Genomic DNA, 16967 nt, shown 5'->3' with positions numbered 1-16967 from the left:
AATATGACAGACGCACTGCCACAAAAAACGAAAACTGGTGTAACTGCCGGAATTATTGCTTGTATTTTAGCCGTTGTAGGTATTTTGTTTTTAGGAACAATTTTTGTGCCTTTAGCTGCAATTATTGCTTTAATCGGCACTATTCTTGCTATTAAAAATAAACATATCAAAGGGATATGTTTAAATGTATTAGCGTGGGTTTTAGTGTTAATCGGACTAATGACCTCACCATTCTTATTAGCATTGATAGGTTTAGGCGGAGCAGCAGGATTGAAATAATGGGAAAAATGACGATGAATAAATTCTGTATTTGTTTACCAATTTTCATATTGAGTGGTTGCGGTATGGTGGGTAATACAGTAATTTCTGATGCATCATTACAAAGTAAAGCTGCTTTTGCGCTCAATACCACCGCAGATAAAGTAGCCATCAGCAATCGGCAGCCGGGGTTAGATGACATTCGTTTTATTGCCAGTATCGGCAGAAAGCAGTATCAATGTTATATTACCACTGTCGCAGGCGTTATTTCTTCTGATGCCATTTGTGCCGGGACTGATGGCACTAAATCAAAACGTTCCTGTAATGCATTAGAAAAAGCTGCGGGACATTGTTAATTTGACAAAATGAGAAGGGAAACTTTCCAGTTTCCCTTCAATATTATCAATTAATCACAAATCACCTTAACCGCTAAACCGCCTTGGGAAGTTTCTCGATATTTGGCATTCATATCTTTGCCGGTTTCATACATTGTTTCAATCACTTTATCTAATGTGACTCGCGGTTGTGTGTTACGACGTAACGCCATTCTGCTGGCGTTGATTGCTTTTACGGAAGCAATAGCATTACGTTCAATGCAAGGCACTTGCACTTGGCCACCGACCGGATCACAGGTTAATCCAAGATTATGTTCCATCGCAATTTCTGCTGCCATACAGACCTGTTCCGGTGTACCGCCTAAAATTTCTGTTAAACCGGCAGCCGCCATTGAGCAAGCAACCCCGACTTCACCTTGACAGCCCACTTCAGCACCGGAAATCGAAGCATTCATTTTATAAAGTGAACCGATAGCACTGGTAGTTAATAAATAACAATCTCGTACTTCATCACTAATTGGTGCAATAAATTTTTGATAATAGGCAAGTACCGCCGGCACAATACCGCAAGCGCCGTTGGTCGGTGCGGTAACAACACGACCGCCGGCAGCATTCTCCTCATTTACCGCTAAAGCATACATATTAATCCAATCAATTACCTTCATTGGATCATTTGATAATGAATTATTCGCTTCCAATAATCGTCGCAATCCGGCAGCACGGCGAGGCACTTTTAATGGGCCGGGCAATAAGCCGTCTGTGTGCAACCCGTGTTGGATACACTCCTGCATTGTTTGCCAAACTTTAGCAAGATGCGCTTTCAATTCTGTTTTGCCGTGCAACGCCAATTCATTACGTAACATAATGCCGGAAATGGCTAACCCATTTTCCTGACAGTGATGAATTAAATCGGCAGCACTTTTATAAGGGAAAGGCACCTGTTGCTCGTCAGATTGCTCCTGATTGAAATGGGCTTCATCAACAATAAAACCTCCGCCGATAGAGTAATAAGTATTGCTGTAAAGACACTCATCTTGATGATAGGCACTGATTGTCATCCCATTTTCGTGTAGTGGCAGAAAAGTGGAATGGAATTGCATATCCTGATAAAAATCGAAAGCAATTTCGTGTTGTGCTAATGCCAGTGGAAACCGCTTCTGTTTTTTAATCTGATCAATGAAGAGGGGAATGTGGTCAATATCCACATTGTCGGGCAAGTATCCGGCCAAGCCGAGAATAATGGCTATATCGGTGTTGTGCCCACGTCCGGTCATTGAAAGTGAACCGTAAACATCAATATGTAATCGGGTAACTTGCTTTAATTGCTGTTGTTGTACTAAGTGATCAATAAACTCTTTACCGGCTTTCATCGGCCCGACAGTATGGGAACTGGATGGCCCTATGCCGATTTTATACATATCAAACACACTAATCATAAATACACTCTAATTATTTTTTATTATTCTGATAAATATTGCCTTAGGTTTTTAACCTAAGGCAAAGGATGCAAATTTTAATGAAAAAGCGAGAACTATGCCACGAGATTATAGACAATATTTGAAATAGCGATTAACCCCATCACCACCACAAAAACATTGCTCAACTTACCGCTGTAACGTTTCATTGCCGGAATACGTTTAATCGCATACATCGGCATAATGAACAAGATCATTGCGATAATAGGGCCGCCTAGAGATTCGATTAAACCTAAAATGCTTGGGTTGATAATCGCTACACCCCAAAGTGATAATAAGAAAAAGAGTGCTGAAACAAGGTTTAAACGGCGATGATTAATATTCGCGGAATGTTGGTTTTCGCCTTTTAATTTGAGATATAACCCCTGTAAACCCTCTCTTGCGCCCATATAATGACCAAAAAATGAACTGGTAATCGCTAAAAAGGCAACCAAAGGACCAAGATAGGAGATATAAGGATTATCAAATTTATTGGCAAGGAAAGAGAGAATAGCAATATTTTGTTCTTTGGCTAATAACAAATCTTCCGGCGTTAAGGTTAAAACGCAACTAAAAACGAAGAACATCACAAACACCAATAAAATGGTCGCTGTGCCTTTTAATGTTTTGCTGGCGTGTTGTTCGGTAGCCGTGAAAGATTTATATTGACGTTGCTGTGAAAGCACAAAGGAAGAAATAGCAGGTGAGTGATTAAATGAAAAAACCAACACCGGGATGGTAATCCATAATGTTAATAAAAATTGCTCACCGCTCGGCATTTCTTGCAACATACTGGTGTTCCATTCAGGAATAAGATAAATCGACAACGCAAAAAGAATAAATACCAGCGGATAAACCAACCATTCCGTTACTTTTAACACCACTTTTTCACCCAATAGGAAAATACCGATTAGGCTGCCGATTAAAATCAATGACAGTAAAACCCTTGATGGTGAAGCCATTCCTAATTGGTTTACCATAAATGAATCAACGGTATTGGTAATGCCGTTACCATAAATAAGAAGAATGGGGAAAATAGCAAAGAAATAGAGTAGCGTAATTAATTTACCGGCGGTTTTACCAAAATGTTCCTCCACCACTTCGGTTATATCGCTGCCCGGTTTGCTGGAAGAGAGCACAAAGCGTGCCAATCCGCGATGGGCAAAATAGGTCATAGGTCCAACTATTATGGTCATAATAACTAATGGCCAAAAACCACCTTTGCCGGCATTAATTGGTAAAAATAAAACACCTGCGCCTACGGCAGTGCCGAATAAATTCAGCACCCACGCCAGATCAAATTTATTCCAAATATGCGTTTTTGGACAAGATTGTTCCATTGCAGAACTTAGAGTTTGCTCATTTAACATACACACACCTTAGTTTATTAATTGATTAATAATAATTTTTTCAGCGTTATGATAGATAAGGTGTTTTTTGAATTCAAAACTTAATAAAAAGAAATGTTCAAGAATGTGATCCGCTTCGAAAAAAACGTTTCGATGAATTACATTTTTGAAACATTGTGTTGATAAATCAAACAGATAATGCTTAAAAATTACTCTTTAATAAATTGCTGATATGCAGATAAAAAGTGTTTAAAATCTTCCAATCCACAAATTGCCATATTTTCTTCATCATAAAATTGAAGATCATCTTCTAAAATTTCATCAGAATTTTCTTCTGAAAAGAGAATATTAGCTTTAACCATCACTTCATCGTGATTAATATGGACGGAAAATTCCTTGCCCGGAATAATTTTGTCGATGCCATAAGGGGCGGAATGACACGCCTTTATTACTGCCATTAATTCAGCAATTTTGTTCAAATCACCACGAATTTCACTGTTTGCCCAACGTGCAACTGCTTCATGTTCCATTGAACAACTGACATTAATTGTATTGCGATCAATGCGATAGAATTGAAATTCCATTTTATGCCCCCTTAAGATAAGAAAAGAAGGCTATGCTCGGATAGCCTTTTTAAATTAGATGCTGAAAGATGAACCGCAACCACAGGTTGTTGTCGCATTCGGATTATCAACGACAAAACGTGAACCTTCCAATCCTTCAGTATAATCTACGGTTCCGCCGATTAAGTATTGTAAACTCATCGGATCAACCACCAAAGTCACGCCTGAATTTTCAATGGTCAGATCACCTTCATTCACATTTTCATCAAAAGTAAACCCATATTGGAATCCGCTACAACCACCACCGGTAATATAAACACGCAATTTTAGATTCGGATTATCTTCGCCTTCAATTAAAAATTTTACTTTACGCGCTGCCGCATCAGTAAATGTTAGCGGAATAGAAACATCATCACTCATTCTTAAACTCCTCATTGTTCTTTCATCATATAGTTACAAACTAAATAGTTATGATGAAGTGAAAATTATCTTAATAGTATCGCTATTATCTAATAACCTAGTAAATCGTTCAACAATTTCATTGAAAGGTTATCGGCAACGTTGAAATAATGGTATGATAGCCACCGAAAATTAAGTATTTCAAATTGGAGAAAAAAATGACAATTCCATTAAGGACAGCAGAAGAAATTGAAAAATTACGTGTCGCCTGTAAGTTGGCTTCAGATGTGTTGGTGATGATTGAACCTTATGTTAAAGCAGGTGTGACTACCGGCGAATTGGATCGCATTTGTCACGATTATATGGTCAACGAACAAAAAGTGATTCCGGCTTGTTTAAATTATCACGGTTTCCCTAAATCAGTTTGTATTTCAATTAATGAAGTAGTGTGCCACGGCATTCCAAATGATGAAAAAAAATTAAAAGATGGCGATATTCTCAATATTGATGTTACGGTGATTAAAGACGGTTATTTCGGTGATAATTCGAAAATGTATATGGTTGGTGAACCGCCGATTCGCAGTAAAAAGTTATGCGAAGTAACACAACAATCGCTTTATCTTGCATTGCGTACGGTAAAACCGGGCATTCGTTTAAATGAAATCGGGCGCGTTATTCAACAGTATGTGGAAAAACAAGGCTTTTCTGTAGTGCGTGAATATTGCGGTCATGGTATTGGCACTGAGTTTCACAGTGATCCGCAAGTTTTACACTATTATGCCGATGACGGTGGAGTGATTTTACAACCTGGAATGGTGTTTACGATTGAACCGATGGTCAATGCTGGTAGAAAAGAGATTCGCTTAATGGGCGATGGCTGGACAGTTAAAACTAAAGATCGTAGCCATTCCGCACAGTATGAACATCAAATCGTTGTTACCGAAAATGGTTGTGAAGTGATGACAATTCGTGATGAAGAACTGAATGATATCCAACGAATAATGGTAAATAATTAAAAAATTCTAAAAAAAGCGACCTTTTTTAAGAGAAATGGTCGCTTTTTTATTGAAAAAATAATATTGTTATCAACATAACAACCAAATTTATACAGGAATTCTATGCAAACACCACTATTCACCCAAGATTTAAGCCAAATTCCGTTTACCCCTGCCAATGTGCGTCAATTTTTTGCCGATTTAAAAGCAACTGAAACGGAAAATTTTAGTCAGAATATTGATATTTACTATCTGATTAAACAGCGTAGTGATCTTTGTGATCAACTGTTATTGATGCTATGGCACCATTTCCGATTGGACAGTTATCCGCATTTAGCATTAATAGCAGTGGGTGGTTATGGGCGTGGCGAAATTTTTCCGCTGTCGGATTTAGATTTCTTGATTTTATCCTCCCAAAACTTAGATGAAGAGCAAGAACAGCAGATCGCCAATTTCGTGCAATTTTTATGGGATTGTCATTTTGAAGTCGGGCATAGTATTCGCACCTTGCCGCAATGTCTGGAAGAGGGGCGGAATGATATTAGTATCGCAACCAATTTACTGGAATCTCGTTTTCTAACCGGAAATAAACCGTTATTTGAAAAGTTGACACAGCATATTTATCAAGATGATTTTTGGTCAATGCGTGACTTCTTTACGGCAAAAGTGGCAGAAAAAAATGAACGTTATCAACGTTATCACAATACAGCCTATAATTTAGAACCCGATCTTAAATATAGCCCCGGCGGATTGCGTGATTTGCACTTACTTTATTGGATTGCGTGGCGCCATTTCAAAGCGAAAAATCTAGATGATTTGCTTCATTTCGGCTTTATTTATCCGGAAGAGTATCAAGCATTATTTGAGTGCCAAACATTCCTGTTTAAACTTCGTTACGCCTTACACCTTGTGATTAAACATTATGACAACCGCCTGTTATTTGAGCGTCAGTTAAAAATTAGTGGGATGCTAGGCTATCAGGGCGTTGGTAATCAAGCAGTGGAAACAATGATGAAAGCCTATTTTCGCAATTCACAACAGATTATGCAGTTAAGTGAAGTGTTGATGCAGGATTATCAAGAACAGTTTTTGTGTCCGAGTTGTGCAAAATCTGCTGAAAGAGTGGCTATCAGTCCGGCATTTTGCTTGGTGAATAACAGCATTCAGTTACAATGTCACGATATTTTCCAAACCAAGCCGGAAACGATGATTGAGCTGTTTTTACAACTCTGTCATTATCCGCAAAGTTATATCCATTCCAGCACATTGCGACAATTACGCCTTGCATTACTGAATCAACAAGGTTATTTAAGTGAATTGCCACAGGCGAGAAGTTATTTTATTCAGATTCTGCAACAACCGCATTGTATTACCAGAGCATTCGCGCCAATGCATCGTTATGGTGTGCTGAAAGCCTATTTACGGGAATGGAAGCATATTGTCGGTTTAATGCAATTTGATCTGTTTCACGCCTATACGGTTGATGAGCATACCATCCGTTTATTGCTTAAATTGGAGAATTTTGCTAGTGAAACCAGTGCTGAAGCCTATCCTTTATGTCATAAAATCTTCTTAACATTGACTAAGCGTCCTCAACTTTATCTTGCCGCTTTATTTCACGATATCGCTAAAGGTCACTCCGGTGATCACGCTGAATTGGGGGCGATTGATATGTATGATTTTGCAATCAAACATCATTTCAGTGAACAGGATGCGGAATTTATGGCTTGGTTGGTGTTATCGCACCTACAAATGTCAATTGTTGCACAAAGACGAGATATTCACGATCCGGCGGAAATCAGCCATTTTGCCAAAATTGTGAATAATAAAACGCGGTTGGATTATTTGCTTTGTTTAACGGTGGCGGATATTTGCGCAACCAATGAAACCTTATGGAATAGCTGGAAAAAAACATTATTAACCACGCTTTATCGCTATACGAAACAGCAGCTGGATCAAGGCATTTCAGTACCGCTTGATTACAGCATTCAGATTTTACAGAACCGAATTAAAGCACTTGATATGATGCAACCAATGTTGGAAAAATATCAAATCAAAGTGAATGATGTAAATCAGTTATGGCAACGCTGTCCGCAAGAATATTTCTTACGCAATACCTCAAAACAGCTGGCGTGGCACGCTGAATATCTGTGCCAAATTGACGATTTAAGTAATGAAATTGTGGTTTTGGTGAGTAGCCGATTTTCACGTGGCGCAACAGAAATTTTCATTTATTGTGCTGATCAACCGCAACTGTTTAATAAAGTAGTGAGAACATTGGATGCAAAAAATTTGAGCATTCACGATGCCCAGATTATCACCGCCGAGAGTGGAGAGGTGTTCGACAGTTTTATTGTGACTGAAAATGACGGCAGTGCATTACGTAAACCGAGAAGAGATGAAATTGCTCAAGTTTTGAAAGCAGTGTTAAAAGGAGAAAAACGTGTGCTGACCGCTACCGCTCGCCGAAGCAGCAAACTGCAACATTTTAATGTGCCGCTTGAAGTCCGTTTCTTAAATATTGAGAAAACAGAACAGACAGAATTAGAATTAATTACTAAAGACAGAGCAGGATTATTGGCGATAATCAGTGATATTTTTACGCAGCAGCGATTAACATTGTCTAATGCGAAAATCACAACCAACGGTGAGAAAGCGGAGGACTTCTTTATCCTTACCAATGAAAAAGGCACCGCTTTGTCTGTGGAAGAGCGACGCTTGTTACAACTAAAACTGGAAGCAGGGCTTAACTAATAGAAATGATGGGTGATCAGCCCATCATTTTTGCTTAAATATCCGGCTGTTTAATTTGTAATAGCGTTCCTTTCCCGTTAGTGTAGTTGATCTCAACTAAGGTGGCGGTATGAAAAGCAATTGCTTGGGTCACCCCTAAAGCCTGTACAATGTCATCGACTAACGGCAAATGCGAAATAAGCAACACATTTTTTATGCCGTCTTTAGCTAACGTATCCAAATAATCTGCAACTAGATAAGCATTACCGTAAGGCGTTAAGTTATCCCAGTTTTCCCCATTTTCTGCAATGTTTAATGCTTTACAAACCTGTTGGTATGTTTGCTGCGCACGAAGATAGGGACTGACCAACATAGAATCCGGCTGCCACCCTTGTTGTTGTAACCATTCGCCTTGTTGTTGCGCCTGTTCTTGACCGCGAGCGGTTAAAGGGCGCTCTCGATCGCTCGCCGCATAAAAAGCAGCTTCGCCGTGACGCATAATAAAGATATGCATAAATTCTCTACCTATATCAAGTGATTAAGAAAAATTTACTTAGCTCGATCTCGCATTACACAAAAAATCAGCGTATAATGCACGACCGTTTTATTATAGGTGCTTGACAGAAAAAGCACCATTCCTCAATAAATTAATTTCTTACATTTTTTTAAGTAATGTTGTTATCTTATGGAGCAATTCATGTCTAGAAGACTAAGAAGAACGAAAATTGTTACAACCTTAGGTCCGGCGACCGATAAAGGCAATAATTTAGAAAAAATTATTGCTGCCGGAGCAAATGTGGTGCGAATGAACTTTTCTCATGGTACTGCAGAAGATCATATTAACCGTGCCGCAAAAGTGCGTGAAGTTGCGAAAAAATTGGGTAAACAAGTTGCCATCCTTGGTGATTTGCAAGGGCCTAAAATTCGAGTTTCTACTTTTAAAGATGGCAAAATCTTTTTGAATATTGGTGATAAATTTGTGCTTGATGCCGAATTGCCGAAAGGTGAAGGTACTCAAGAATCTGTAGGTTTAGATTATAAAAATCTACCAAAAGATGTTGTTCCGGGCGATATTTTATTATTGGATGATGGTCGTGTTCAATTGAAAGTCTTATCAACCGAAGGTGAAAAAGTATTCACAGAAGTGACCGTCGGTGGCCCACTTTCTAATAATAAAGGTATCAATAAATTAGGTGGCGGATTATCCGCAGATGCATTAACTGAGAAAGATAAAGCAGATATTTTAACTGCTGCAAAAATCGGTGTAGATTATTTAGCAGTTTCATTCCCTCGTACCGGTGCAGATATTGAATATGCACGTAAATTAGCAATGGAAGCTGGCTTAAATGCGAAAATTGTTGCGAAAGTAGAACGTGCGGAAACTGTGGCAACTGCGGAAGCGATTGATGACATCATTAAAGCGTCTGATGTTATTATGGTTGCGCGTGGCGACTTAGGGGTTGAAATTGGTGACCCTGAATTAGTAGGCGTACAGAAAAAATTAATTCGCCGTTCTCGCCAATTAAATAAAGTTGTGATTACTGCAACTCAAATGATGGAATCAATGATTAGCAATCCAATGCCGACTCGTGCGGAAGTAATGGACGTTGCTAATGCTGTATTGGACGGAACAGACGCGGTAATGTTATCGGCAGAAACTGCAGCAGGGCAGTACCCGTCAGAAACTGTTGCTGCAATGGCGAAAGTTTGTTTAGGTGCAGAAAAAATGCCTAGCATCAATGTTTCTCGTCACCGTATGGATGTTGAATTCAACTCAATTGAAGAAGCAGTTGCAATGTCAGCAATGTATGCCGCAAACCATATGAAAGGAACAGCTGCAATTATTGCAATGACCAGCACCGGTCGTACTGCACGTTTAATGTCACGTATCAGTTCCGGTTTGCCAATTTTTGCACTATCCCGTAACCAAAGTGCATTAAATCTTTGTGCATTATATCGTGGTGTAGTCCCAGTTTATTTTGAAGAGATGAGCCGCACTGTTGAAGGTGCTCAAACTGCGATTAAATTATTGAAAGAGAAAGGATATTTAGTAGCCGGAGATTTAGTATTATTAACGCAAGGCGATGAATTCGTTTCCGGCGGCACCAACACTTGCCGTACTTTGGTTGTTGAGTAATAAGTTCATTAATGAATTAATCCAGTCAAAAACGAAACTTAGTTAATTAAAAGCCGAGTTCTGTATTACACAGAATTCGGCTTTTTGCGTTAATGGTCGGTATTTAATAATTTTTAACTGTTAGTTTGAGATAGTTGCTCTCTTAACCATTTTAAAAACAACATCTTGCGTTCATCGTTTTCAATAAGATTTTCTGAAAGTAAATAATATGCTGAACCATCCTTTCTGAAACCATATGGTGCGGTGAGAATACCTTGTTCGATTTCATCTTGCACCATCCATTTTGAAGCAATAGCCACACCTAAACCAGCAATAGCTGCTTGAATTGAAAGATAAAAATGCTCAAAAAATTGATGATGTGTACAAGGAAATGATTTTGAACTTATTCGTTGCCAATCTTGCCACGCCTGTGGACGAGTATGCGTATGAATCTGTACTGGTGGGATATTTTTGTTAGTGCAATAGACCATTCCTATTTTTTCATCACAAAGCCATTCTGCTTGTAGCTGTTTACTCCAAGTAAAATCATTGCGTCGAATAGCTACATCTATATTTTGTTTTGAGAAATCAACAGCACCTCCGGCTGCCAAAATAATAATGTTGAAATTTAAGTGTTGTGGGAAATGTGTAATACGCGGAATAAGCCACTTCATAGCTAAAGTAGGCTCACAAGAAACAATTAAATCAGACTTGGAATGTGATTTCAGTTTTATCGTAGTTTGTTGTAATTCATTAAAAATAGAATGGCAAGTTTCGTAAAGAATAACGCCCTCTGATGTGAGTTTTAAATGTCTACCCTCTTTTAAAAAAAGTGGTTTTCCAAAATATTCTTCTAATAATTTAAGCTGTTTGCTTACTGCGCTATGTGTAACGTAGAGTTGTTGCGCAGCCATAGTTAAACTGCCATATTTCCCTACAAAATAGAAAAATTTTAAAGCATTTAAAGGCAATCGTTTTATTTGTTCCATTTTTTCACAAAATATCCAAAAAAGTTTCACTTGTTGCGTCACTTCATATAATGCCAGAATATGACTAAAAATCTAGTAGCCAAAATGACATTAATGGGAGGAAATATATGTATTATCAAATAGTTAGCTATGCTATTGAGAAGTGGCAAAATCGATAACGCCATTTTTATTAAGGAGTTAAATTATGCAAGAAATTATTGCTGTTTCTATTATTACTATTCTGGCAGTGATTAGTCCGGGTGGCGATTTTGCAATGGTAACAAGAAACAGTTATCTATATGGCTTGTGGGCAGGGATTTTTACTGCAATAGGTATTGCATCAGCGGTGTGGGTTCACGTTGCTTACACCTTATTGGGTGTGAGTGTTTTATTGCTACAATTTCCTTCACTATTTTATTTGATTAAAGCTTTGGGAGCATGCTATCTCATTGTTATTGGCTATCAAACTTTTCGTCATCAAGCTATAAGTGTTGATGAAGGAAATAAACAACTTACCTTGATGTCAGGCGTAGCGTTTCGCAATGGTTTTGTCAGTAATGCATTAAATCCGAAAACCACACTGTTTATATTGAGTACCTTCACGCAAATAGTGCAGACAAATACACCGATAACCGTACAAATAGGATATTGCGCATTTATTTCTTTGTCGCATTTGATTTGGTTTATTTTTGTGGCAAAAGTGCTTTCCAATCCAATAATTCGTGATCGCCTTTTGTGGCGGCAAATCACTGTGAATCGTATTATTGGCGCAATTTTGATTTTTCTTGGGATGGTTTTGTTGTTCTCAATACTAAATCCTTAATACGAAACATTTTTTAAAATGATTTAATTCGGAAGAGGTGTATCTCTTCCGAATTAAACTGATGATATATCGTAGTAACTAATAGCAACAAGAAAGCGTTTTTATAACTTTGCTAGTTGAGCGTTAATTTTTTGCTCAATGCCATTCGCATCTAATTGTAATAATTCACGGATTTCTTGTTGAGTGCCTTGAGGAATGAAAATGTCCGGTAAACCTAATTGCAATACCTGCGGTCTATTTCCACCTAATTCAGCTAAGGTTTCCAGAACAGCCGATCCGGCGCCACCTTGTATCGCATTTTCTTCCAAAGTCACGATTAATGTATATTGATCTTTGATTTTGGCTAAACATTCTTTATCAATAGGTTTTACAAAGCGCATATCAATCACGGCATAATCATATTTTTCAGCAACTTGTAATGCCTCCGGCAATAATGTACCGAAATTCAAAATAGCTACTTTTTCACCACTTCTGACTTGATTTGCTTTACCTATTTCTAAAGCGTGTAACGGTTGCAACTCCACACCGATACCGTTGCCACGTGGATAACGCACAGCGGCAGGTTGTCCGCAGTGATAGCCGGTGTAGAGCATTTGGCGACATTCATTTTCATCGCTTGGTGTCATTACAATTAAATTTGGAATGCAACGTAAATAGCTTAAATCAAATGCACCTTGATGGGTTTGCCCATCTGCGCCGACAATTCCGGCACGGTCGATAGCAAATAAAACAGGTAAATTTTGAATAGCCACATCGTGTATGACTTGGTCATAAGCACGTTGCAAGAAAGTGGAATAAATCGCAACTACCGGTTTATAGCCACCGATGGCTAAACCGGCGGCAAAGGTAACGGCGTGTTGTTCGGCAATAGCAACGTCAAAATATTGATCCGGAAAACGTTGCGAAAATTGCACCATTCCAGATCCCTCGCGCATTGCCGGAGTGATGCCGATTAATTTAGGGTCGTTTTCAGCCATTTCACAAAGCCATTGACCGAAAATAGCAGAATAAGTTGGATGAGCAGCCTTACTTTTAGGCAATTCTCCACTTAACGGGTTAAATTTAGGCACGCCGTGAAAACCGATAGGATCCTTTTCTGCCGGAGCATAACCCTTACCTTTTTTAGTGATAACGTGTAAAAACTGAGGGCCTTTCAGAGTACGCATATTTTTTAATGTTGAAATCAATTCATCAACATTATGCCCATCAATCGGCCCAATATAATTAAAGCCAAGTTCTTCAAATAATGTTCCACCCGGTGAAACAAATCCTTTGACGTGCTCTTCCGTTTTTTTCACAAATTCTTTAATTGGTGGCAAACCGGAGAGAATTTTTTTACCGCCTTCGCGCAAAGAAGAGTAGAAAGAGCCGGAGAGCAGGCGAGCAAGATGATTGTTCAACGCGCCGACATTCTCAGAAATAGACATATCGTTGTCATTTAGAATCACAAGCATATCAGTATGCAATGCGCCGGCGTGGTTCATTGCCTCAAACGCCATTCCGGCGGTAATGGCGCCATCTCCAATCACACAAATTGTTTTTCTTCCGGCATTTTCTCGCTGGGCAGCGATCGCAACCCCTAATCCGGCGCTAATCGAAGTAGAGGAGTGGCCAACACTTAACACATCAAAAGGGCTTTCGCCACGCCAAGGAAAAGGATGAAGACCGTCTTTTTGACGGATAGTTTTCATTTGATCTCTTCGTCCTGTTAAGATTTTATGCGGATATGCTTGGTGTCCCACATCCCAAATTAACTGATCAAACGGCGTATTAAAAACATAATGTAATGCCACGGTGAGTTCGACAGTTCCCAAGCCGGAAGCAAGATGTCCGCTGCTTTGGCTAACACTTTCTAAAAGATACTGACGAAGTTGCTCACAAAGTTCAGGCAACTGTTCTTTCGGTAATAGACGTAAATCGTCCGGAGAATTAATCTGTGATAAAAGTGGATAACTTGACATATTATATTGATCCATAAATTTAATTTCGCCGTTTTACAATGAACTCTGCTAATGCCGCTAGCGCTGAAGTATCAAATTCCAATTCGGATAAAATTGATTTTGCAGAGTGATAAAGTGCTGAGGCTTTTTCTTTTGCCTGCGCTAAACCAAGCAATTGTGGATAAGTGCTTTTATGTGCTTTTAAATCTGAACCGGCATTTTTCCCGAGCTCTTCATTACTTGAAGTGATATCCAAGATATCGTCCTGTACTTGAAATGCTAAACCAATTGCGGCAGAAAATGAAATAAGTTTTTGTTTAATTTGCTCATTTTGATAATAGGAAGAGCAGTAGAAACCCAATAAAACAGCAGCCGTAATCAATGCGCCTGTCTTATTTTTATGAATTCGCTCTAACTCTACTAAACCAATCTGTTTATTTTCTGAGATTAAATCTAAACTCTGTCCTAAACACATTCCTTCCGCGCCGGATGCATTAGCCAACAATTGAAATTGCAAAATTTTTTGTTGATCCGCGATGGGAGATTTAGCTAACAACTCAAAAGCATAACTTTGTAGTGCATCACCGGCAAGAATTGCGGTTGCTTCGTCAAAAGCAATATGGCAAGTCGGTTTGTTACGACGTAACGTGTCATTATCCATTGCCGGCAAATCATCGTGGATAAGAGAGTAGCAATGAATGCATTCAATCGCACCGGCAATATGATCCAATTTCGCTAAATCAACACCCAACATTCTACCGGTGGCATACACAAGAAAAGGACGAATTCGCTTACCGCCTAATAATAGGCTATAACGCATTGCATCAGCTAAAGGTGCAGGTGAACTGTCTAATTGCGCCAGTTGTTGTTGTAAAAATTGATTATTGCGTTGTTGTAAAGCAATTAAATCCTCAGAAAATTGATACATAAGATCCATCCTAATCAGATTTTTTTAAAAAACATCTTGATCACTCTCTTCATCATCTTTTTTAACTTCGGAAAGCGATGATGTTGGGTAATCAGTTAATGGCGTGGAGCTATTTTTTTCCAACAAGATCTGTACTCGTTGTTCTGCATTAGCCAATTTTTCTTGCGCCTGTTTTGCCAAATTAACACCTTGTTCAAATTGCGATAATGCATCTTCTAAGGGCAAATCGCCCTGTTCTAAACGATTGACAACATTTTCCAGCTCTATCAGGGTATTTTCAAAATTTAACGGTTGTGCTTTTTTTGCCATAACGGTGATTAGTACCTAGTTTATTTAAATAGCTGTTATTGTACCTAATTTCCTTATAGATGAGGTGTATTTTTTACGCTTATTCGATTTTTCGTGTAGAATATGCGCTTATTTTTTACAATCCAATGAAAACAAGATGAAATTTATTATCAAACTTTTTCCGGAAATCATGATTAAAAGTGATTCCGTACGTAAACGCTTTATCAAAATTTTAACGGGAAATATCCGTAATGTTCTGAATAAATATGACGATCAAGTCGCTGTAATTAAGCATTGGGACTATATTGAAGTCAGAACTAAAGACGAATCTAAATATCCTTTGTTGACAGAGCTGTTGCAACGCATTCCAGGTATTCATCATTTTTTACAGGTGGAAGAAAAACCGTTTTCTACATTGCAGGATATTTTTCAAATCGTGTATGAGGATATCGGCGATAAATTGGAGAACAAAACATTCTGCGTTCGTGTAAAACGTAAAGGGAAGCACGAATTCACCTCTTTAGATGCAGAGCGTTATATCGGAGGAGGTTTGAATCAACATATTGCTTCTGCCAAAGTGCAGCTTACACATCCGGATGTAACGGTAAGAATTGAAATTGATAATGATCACGTTATGTTGGTCAAAGGGCGTGTAGAGGGCATCGGAGGTTACCCGATAGGAACGCAGGAAGATGTTTTATCATTAATTTCCGGTGGTTTTGATTCTGGTGTTTCCAGCTATATGTTATTACGACGTGGCTGTCGTGTGCATTACTGTTTCTTTAATTTAGGCGGTGCCGCTCACGAAATTGGTGTGAAACAGATGGCATATCATATTTGGAATCGTTATGGAAGTTCACACAAAGTTCGTTTTGTTGCTATTAATTTTGAAAAAGTTGTGGCTGAAATCTTAGAAAAAATTGATAACGGTCAGATGGGCGTGGTGCTGAAAAGAATGATGGTCAGGGCAGCAAGCAAAGTTGCAGACCGTTTTCAAATTCAGGCAATTGTGACCGGAGAAGCCTTAGGTCAGGTTTCCAGTCAGACATTAACCAATTTGCGATTAATTGATGAAGCGGCAGATTGTTTGGTGTTGCGCCCTTTAATTTCTAGCGATAAAGAACAAATCATTGCAATGGCAAAACAGATCGGTACGGATGATATTGCAAAATCGATGCCGGAATTTTGTGGTGTAATTTCTAAAAATCCTACCGTAAAAGCAATTAAAGAGAAAATTGAACACGAAGAAGCTAATTTTGATTTTTCTTTGTTGGAAGATGCTGTTTGGAACGCACAATATTTGGATATTAGACAGATCGCTGAACAAACAGAAAGAGAAGTTCCAGAGGTTGAAATGGTATCTGTGTTACAGGGTAATGACGTCATTATTGATATTAGAAGCCCTGAAGAACACGAAGAGGAGCCATTACAGCTGGATAATCAGACCATTCTTCATATCCCATTTTATAAATTGTCAACTCAATTTCCATCGTTAGATCAAAATAAACAGTATCTTTTATATTGTGAGCGAGGCGTGATGAGTCGGCTACAAGCATTGTATTTAAAAGATCAGGGGTTCAACAATATCAGCGTGTTTAGAAAAAAACATCAATCATCATAAAAATGATTTATCAAAAATCAAAATAGAAAAAGTCGATAGCAATATCGACTCAGACTGCTGACAAACCTCTAGACATACCTCTAGAGGTTTGATCTAATAGGCATATCGAAAAAAGGAAATGCCTATGCTCAAAAATACACCCTCACTCCAATATGAAATCGAGATGATAAGTCTCGAACAACTCGTTCCAAAAGACC

General features: G+C 38.6%; 16 protein-coding genes. 7 read left to right on the top strand and 9 right to left on the bottom strand.

The annotated features are described in order from the left end of the window. Nucleotides 1-3 precede the first annotated feature (3 nt). Together A3EO_RS0103525 and A3EO_RS0103520 are read left to right on the top strand one after the other, a co-directional pair. On the top strand, nt 4-279 hold the full coding sequence (locus A3EO_RS0103525) for a hypothetical protein (RefSeq protein ID WP_018346028.1): 276 nt from the start codon (nt 4-6) through the stop codon (nt 277-279). Then, complete coding sequence (locus tag A3EO_RS0103520; protein ID WP_018346027.1) at nt 279-614, top strand: hypothetical protein; 336 nt, start codon at nt 279-281, stop codon at nt 612-614. Before A3EO_RS0103525 ends, A3EO_RS0103520 begins: the two co-directional genes overlap by 1 nt. Before the next feature lie 50 nt (nt 615-664). On the opposite strand, the gene A3EO_RS0103515 is transcribed toward A3EO_RS0103520, so the two are convergent. From A3EO_RS0103515 to erpA, 4 genes are all read right to left on the bottom strand, one after another. Continuing rightward, a complete protein-coding gene (locus tag A3EO_RS0103515) occupies nt 665-2029 on the bottom strand; it encodes an L-serine ammonia-lyase (protein WP_018346026.1) in 1365 nt (454 codons plus the stop codon). A gap of 95 nt (nt 2030-2124) precedes the next feature. Then, nucleotides 2125-3417 carry an HAAAP family serine/threonine permease gene (locus A3EO_RS0103510; RefSeq protein ID WP_018346025.1) on the bottom strand — a complete coding sequence of 431 codons (1293 nt, stop codon included), beginning with the start codon at nt 3415-3417 and terminating at the stop codon, nt 2125-2127. A 188-nt stretch (nt 3418-3605) separates the two neighbouring features. Continuing rightward, a complete protein-coding gene (locus tag A3EO_RS0103505; protein WP_018346024.1) occupies nt 3606-3980 on the bottom strand; it encodes a YacL family protein in 375 nt (124 codons plus the stop codon). Between the two features lie 54 nt (nt 3981-4034). Further along, nucleotides 4035-4379, bottom strand: coding sequence for an iron-sulfur cluster insertion protein ErpA (erpA, locus tag A3EO_RS0103500; RefSeq protein WP_013744856.1), 345 nt, complete (start codon nt 4377-4379; stop codon nt 4035-4037). Between the two features lie 197 nt (nt 4380-4576). Here erpA and map point away from each other — a divergent pair, with 197 nt between their 5' ends. Together map and glnD are read left to right on the top strand one after the other, a co-directional pair. Next, nucleotides 4577-5374, top strand: a complete 798-nt coding sequence (gene map, locus A3EO_RS0103495; protein ID WP_018346023.1) for a type I methionyl aminopeptidase — start codon at nt 4577-4579, stop codon at nt 5372-5374. 102 nt (nt 5375-5476) lie between these two features. Next, nucleotides 5477-8107 carry a bifunctional uridylyltransferase/uridylyl-removing protein GlnD gene (gene glnD / locus A3EO_RS0103490; RefSeq protein WP_018346022.1) on the top strand — a complete coding sequence of 877 codons (2631 nt, stop codon included), beginning with the start codon at nt 5477-5479 and terminating at the stop codon, nt 8105-8107. A 34-nt stretch (nt 8108-8141) separates the two neighbouring features. Here the strand turns inward: glnD and sixA are convergent, their stop codons facing one another. Further along, entirely contained in the window at nt 8142-8600 is a 459-nt protein-coding gene (gene sixA, locus A3EO_RS0103485) for a phosphohistidine phosphatase SixA (protein ID WP_018346021.1), read from the bottom strand. A 183-nt stretch (nt 8601-8783) separates the two neighbouring features. Here sixA and pyk point away from each other — a divergent pair, with 183 nt between their 5' ends. Then, a complete protein-coding gene (pyk, locus tag A3EO_RS0103480; RefSeq protein WP_013744852.1) occupies nt 8784-10223 on the top strand; it encodes a pyruvate kinase in 1440 nt (479 codons plus the stop codon). Between the two features lie 113 nt (nt 10224-10336). Here pyk and A3EO_RS0103475 read toward each other — a convergent pair whose 3' ends face one another. Next, the gene (locus tag A3EO_RS0103475) at nt 10337-11233 is read right to left on the bottom strand and encodes a LysR family transcriptional regulator (RefSeq protein WP_233432268.1); all 897 of its coding nucleotides are present in this window, start codon (nt 11231-11233) and stop codon (nt 10337-10339) included. 142 nt (nt 11234-11375) lie between these two features. On the opposite strand from A3EO_RS0103475, the gene A3EO_RS0103470 reads away from it, so the two are divergent. Further along, the gene (locus A3EO_RS0103470) at nt 11376-11993 is read left to right on the top strand and encodes a LysE family translocator (protein ID WP_018346019.1); all 618 of its coding nucleotides are present in this window, start codon (nt 11376-11378) and stop codon (nt 11991-11993) included. A gap of 101 nt (nt 11994-12094) precedes the next feature. Here the strand turns inward: A3EO_RS0103470 and dxs are convergent, their stop codons facing one another. The 3 genes from dxs to xseB are packed head-to-tail and all read right to left on the bottom strand — an operon-like array spanning nt 12095 to nt 15170. Next, entirely contained in the window at nt 12095-13954 is a 1860-nt protein-coding gene (gene dxs, locus A3EO_RS0103465) for a 1-deoxy-D-xylulose-5-phosphate synthase (protein WP_026210981.1), read from the bottom strand. Between the two features lie 19 nt (nt 13955-13973). Beyond that, nucleotides 13974-14861, bottom strand: a complete 888-nt coding sequence (gene ispA, locus A3EO_RS0103460; RefSeq protein ID WP_018346017.1) for a (2E,6E)-farnesyl diphosphate synthase — start codon at nt 14859-14861, stop codon at nt 13974-13976. A 24-nt stretch (nt 14862-14885) separates the two neighbouring features. Beyond that, nucleotides 14886-15170, bottom strand: a complete 285-nt coding sequence (gene xseB, locus A3EO_RS0103455) for an exodeoxyribonuclease VII small subunit (RefSeq protein WP_018346016.1) — start codon at nt 15168-15170, stop codon at nt 14886-14888. Nucleotides 15171-15306: 136 nt separating this feature from the next. Between xseB and thiI the strand changes: the two genes are divergently transcribed. Beyond that, the gene (thiI, locus tag A3EO_RS0103450; RefSeq protein WP_018346015.1) at nt 15307-16770 is read left to right on the top strand and encodes a tRNA uracil 4-sulfurtransferase ThiI; all 1464 of its coding nucleotides are present in this window, start codon (nt 15307-15309) and stop codon (nt 16768-16770) included. Nucleotides 16771-16967: the final 197 nt, after the last annotated feature.

Source organism: Gallibacterium anatis DSM 16844 = F 149, from assembly GCF_000379785.1.
Taxonomy (GTDB): Bacteria; Pseudomonadota; Gammaproteobacteria; order Enterobacterales; family Pasteurellaceae; genus Gallibacterium; species Gallibacterium anatis.
This window is presented reverse-complemented; position numbering and strand designations above follow the sequence as displayed.

Excerpts from the sequence above, each read along its gene's own strand:
- A3EO_RS0103525 (WP_018346028.1), top strand. The coding sequence starts at position 4 with ATGACAGACGCACTGCCACAAAAAACGAAAACTGGTGTAACTGCCGGA.
- A3EO_RS0103520 (WP_018346027.1), top strand. The coding sequence starts at position 279 with ATGGGAAAAATGACGATGAATAAATTCTGTATTTGTTTACCAATTTTC.
- A3EO_RS0103515 (WP_018346026.1), bottom strand. The coding sequence starts at position 2,029 with ATGATTAGTGTGTTTGATATGTATAAAATCGGCATAGGGCCATCCAGT.
- A3EO_RS0103510 (WP_018346025.1), bottom strand. The coding sequence starts at position 3,417 with ATGTTAAATGAGCAAACTCTAAGTTCTGCAATGGAACAATCTTGTCCA.
- A3EO_RS0103505 (WP_018346024.1), bottom strand. The coding sequence starts at position 3,980 with ATGGAATTTCAATTCTATCGCATTGATCGCAATACAATTAATGTCAGT.
- erpA (WP_013744856.1), bottom strand. The coding sequence starts at position 4,379 with ATGAGTGATGATGTTTCTATTCCGCTAACATTTACTGATGCGGCAGCG.
- map (WP_018346023.1), top strand. The coding sequence starts at position 4,577 with ATGACAATTCCATTAAGGACAGCAGAAGAAATTGAAAAATTACGTGTC.
- glnD (WP_018346022.1), top strand. The coding sequence starts at position 5,477 with ATGCAAACACCACTATTCACCCAAGATTTAAGCCAAATTCCGTTTACC.
- sixA (WP_018346021.1), bottom strand. The coding sequence starts at position 8,600 with ATGCATATCTTTATTATGCGTCACGGCGAAGCTGCTTTTTATGCGGCG.
- pyk (WP_013744852.1), top strand. The coding sequence starts at position 8,784 with ATGTCTAGAAGACTAAGAAGAACGAAAATTGTTACAACCTTAGGTCCG.
- A3EO_RS0103470 (WP_018346019.1), top strand. The coding sequence starts at position 11,376 with ATGCAAGAAATTATTGCTGTTTCTATTATTACTATTCTGGCAGTGATT.
- dxs (WP_026210981.1), bottom strand. The coding sequence starts at position 13,954 with ATGTCAAGTTATCCACTTTTATCACAGATTAATTCTCCGGACGATTTA.
- ispA (WP_018346017.1), bottom strand. The coding sequence starts at position 14,861 with ATGTATCAATTTTCTGAGGATTTAATTGCTTTACAACAACGCAATAAT.
- xseB (WP_018346016.1), bottom strand. The coding sequence starts at position 15,170 with ATGGCAAAAAAAGCACAACCGTTAAATTTTGAAAATACCCTGATAGAG.
- thiI (WP_018346015.1), top strand. The coding sequence starts at position 15,307 with ATGAAATTTATTATCAAACTTTTTCCGGAAATCATGATTAAAAGTGAT.